At 69.9% G+C, this 3,482-nt stretch carries 2 protein-coding genes and 1 pseudogene; 1 reads left to right on the forward strand and 2 read right to left on the reverse strand.

Annotated features, from left to right (window positions below; all coding sequences use genetic code 11):
- Positions 1–258 precede the first annotated feature (258 nt).
- A pseudogene (locus GBO37_RS21650) lies at positions 259–654 on the forward strand (rhomboid family intramembrane serine protease); the annotation flags it as partial.
- Positions 655–669: 15 nt separating this feature from the next.
- On the opposite strand, the gene GBO37_RS13970 reads toward GBO37_RS21650, so the two are convergent.
- Positions 670–1,530, reverse strand: coding sequence for a DUF2268 domain-containing putative Zn-dependent protease (locus GBO37_RS13970; protein WP_252929634.1), 861 nt, complete (start codon positions 1,528–1,530; stop codon positions 670–672).
- 37 nt (positions 1,531–1,567) lie between these two features.
- Positions 1,568–3,482 (reverse strand): DNA translocase FtsK (locus tag GBO37_RS13975; protein ID WP_252929635.1); only part of this gene is annotated, 1,915 nt, incomplete at its 5' end.

Consider the following 3,482-nt stretch of genomic DNA (forward strand, 5'->3'; position numbering starts at 1 on the left):
CCCGCGCGCAGGGGCGTGACCGACATGGACCGCCCCGTGGCGATCCCGCGGGTGTCGGCCGGGCGCCTGCCCGAACCCGCCGCCCTGCCACTGTGGCTGCGGGCCGTCATCATCGCCTGCTGCATGATCGAGGCGTTCTGCTTTGCCGCGCCCATGCTGGGCCTGGGCAGCGCGCGGACGGCCTCGGTGATGCTGGGCGGCTTCTGGGCGCCGCTGGTGGGCGATGGGGTCGGGCTCTATCCCGGTCAGGGGGTCGCGATGTTCCTGACCTACGGCCTGCTGCATTCCGGACCGCTGCATCTGGCGATGAACATGATCTCCCTGGCCGCCGTCGGCCGAGAGCTGGTGCGCATGATCGGATCGGCCCGCATGGCGCTGACCTATCTGCTCAGCCAGATCGCCGCCGGCATGGTCTTCGCCTGGATGGAGCCCGATGCCGGGCCGATGGTCGGCGCGTCGGGCGCGGTCTTCGGGCTGGCGGGGGCGCTGGTCGGCTATGCGGCGATCACCCTGCGCCGCCGTCACCGCCCAATGAGCCCGCTGGTGCGCGCCGTGGCGCTGATCCTGGGGCTGAACGTGGCGCTGACGCTGCTGATGCCGTCGATCGCCTGGCAGGCGCATCTGGGCGGGGGCGTGGCGGGCCTGGTGCTGGGGCTGCTGGTGCGGCCCTCAGCCGTCCTGGGGGGTCCGGGGGGCCTGCCCCCCGGCGTCGCGGGACGCAATCTGCGCGCTTTCGTCATCCGCCTCCGCTGCGGTGGTGCTGTCCGTCGCAGGCTGTTCCACCGGGACAGCGTCACCCTGATCGCCGCTGACCGACGCATCTTCGATGGCCGCTTCCGGCTCGGCGGCGGCATCGTCGCGGACGATGTCTTCGGGGTCAAAGGCGTCCTCGATCCCCTCGACGACCATCAGGCGCCGCAGCGCCGCGCGGAACTCGTCCGCGGGCTGCCAGACCAGCGATGCCGCATCCTGCCCCTCGACTTGTGCCCGGTGCTCGGCCACCAGGCGGTGCCCGATGCCATAGCCGGTCCATTTGCGCATCCGCCCGCGCCCCAGGAACCACTCGCCGTGATCATAGTCACGGCGCGCCCACAGCCCCGCCGCCTGCTTCAGCGTGCCCAGCCCCGGCCGCGTCTGATCCCAGGGGTCGGGCGGCCCGCCCAGAACCTGTTGGACGAAATGTCCCGCCAGCCCCTCGCTGACCAGCGCCTCGCCCAGGGACCGACCGTATCCCGGCCCGTCCCAGCGCGTCAGGCGATGCAGTGCGTGGACCAGGGTGCGGCGGAAATGCTCGGGCTCGACCCGGTCGGGGTCCAGCGTGATCTCGATGATGCCGGGGGCCGGGGCGTGGCCCGCGATACCCCATTCGGGGATCACCCCGTCGCCCCCCCGCACCACAAGGTCGAACCGGGGCAGGTCCAGATGCGCCTCGGCCATCGCCACCATCTCGCGCGCATGGGCGCGGATCTCGGCCATGACGGGCGTCAGGGCGCTGCGGGCGTTCAGCATGTGCAACTGCCAGATCGTCATGGCCACATCCCGTTCTGGCCGGTCCCTACCGCGGTCATCAGACCTCGGGGACCAGCACCTCGCGCTTGCCGACATGGTTGGCGCTGCTGACCACGCCCTGCTCCTCCATCTGCTCGACCAGGCGCGCAGCCTTGTTGTAGCCGATGGCCAGCTTGCGCTGGATATAGCTGGTGGAGCATTTGCGGTCCTTGGCCACGATCATCACGGCCTGATCATACAGCGCATCGTCCGATCCGTCGCCGCCCAGGCCCAGCACCGCGTCGATGTCGTCGGCCTTGTCGTCCTCGGGGCCCTCGACCACGCCCGACTTGTAGCTGGGCGGCCCAAAGGATTTCAGGTGGGTCACGATCTCCTCGACCTCCTCGTCGCTGACGAAGGGACCGTGGATGCGGGTGACGCGCGCGCCGTTGCCCATGTACAGCATGTCGCCTTGGCCCAGCAGCTGCTCTGCCCCCTGCTCGCCCAGGATGGTGCGGCTGTCGATCTTCGAAGTGACCTGAAAGCTGACCCGCGTGGGGAAGTTCGCCTTGATCGTGCCGGTGATGACATCGACCGAGGGACGCTGCGTTGCCATGATCAGGTGGATCCCCGAGGCACGGGCCATCTGCGCCAGGCGCTGGATGCAGGCCTCGATCTCCTTGCCGGCGACCATCATCAGGTCGGCCATCTCGTCGACGACCACGACGATATAGGGGAAGGTCTCGGGCTGGAACTCCTCGGTCTCCCAGATCGCGTCGCCGGTATCCTCGTCAAAGCCCGTCTGGACCGTCCGCTTGAACATCTCGCCCTTCTTCAGGGCCTCGGTGACGCGGCCGTTATAGCCCTCGATGTTGCGCACGCCCATCTTGGACATCTTGCGATAGCGGTCCTCCATTTCGCCCACGACCCATTTCAGCGCCACGACGGCCTTCTTGGGGTCAGTGACGACCGGGGACAGCAGGTGCGGGATGCCGTCATAGACGGACAGTTCCAGCATCTTGGGGTCGATCATGATCAGCCGGCATTCGTCCGGCGTCAGCTTGTAGAGCAGCGACAGGATCATAGTGTTGATGGCGACCGACTTGCCCGACCCGGTGGTGCCCGCGATCAGCAGGTGGGGCATCTTGGCCAGGTTCGCCACGACCGGATCGCCGCCGATATCCTTGCCAAGCGCCAGTGGCAGCGGCTGCGTGCCGTCGCCGAAGGCGCGCGAGGCAAAGATCTCGCGCAGCAGCACCTTTTCGCGCTTGGCGTTGGGCAGTTCGATCCCGATCACGGTGCGGCCGGGAACGGTGCTGACGCGCGCGGACAGGGCCGACATCGACCGGGCGATGTCGTCGGACAGGCCGATCACGCGGCTGGCCTTCAGGCCCGGCGCGGGTTCCAGCTCGTACAGCGTCACGACCGGGCCGGGGCGGACCTCGGTGATCTGGCCCTTGACGCCGTAATCGTCCAGCACCGCCTCCAGCATGCGGGCGTTCTCCATCAACGCCTCGTGGGACACGGGCACCACGTCGCTGTCCGATGGCGCCGACAGCAGCGCCAGCGGGGGCCGCTCATAGGCGGGGCTGCCGCTGTCGTCGAACCGCAGGGCAGGCTCGGCCTCGGCCCGCGCGCTGCGAGAGGGTTCGGCGCGCTTGGCGGGGGCGATGATCTGGCGCGGCGTCTCGGCGCCGAAGGGGCGCGGGTCGACCGGCTCCTCGGGGGCGGGGGTCGCGGGCGCACCCTCGCGGGCCAGCCGGGACGCGACCGCCTTCAGCACCGACGACTTGGCGGTGCTGGTGCGGATGGCGTCGCTGATGCGGCCCCGGACCTCGGCCTCGGACGGGGCGGCGCCCTCGTAATCCGAATCGCGCTCGATCAGCTCTGGCTCGGGCATCTCGGATTCCAGCTCGAATGCCGGCGGGGCGGAACGGCGGCGGGCGGCGGGTGCGGCCTTGCGGGGGGTGGCACCCTCGGCGCGCGGCTGGCGC

Source organism: Paracoccus sp. 08 (assembly GCF_024105395.1).
Classification (GTDB): Bacteria; Pseudomonadota; Alphaproteobacteria; order Rhodobacterales; family Rhodobacteraceae; genus Paracoccus; species Paracoccus marcusii.

Coding starts and splice junctions, on each gene's coding strand:
- GBO37_RS13970 (WP_252929634.1), bottom strand. CDS start 1,530: ATGACGATCTGGCAGTTGCACATGCTGAACGCCCGCAGCGCCCTGACG.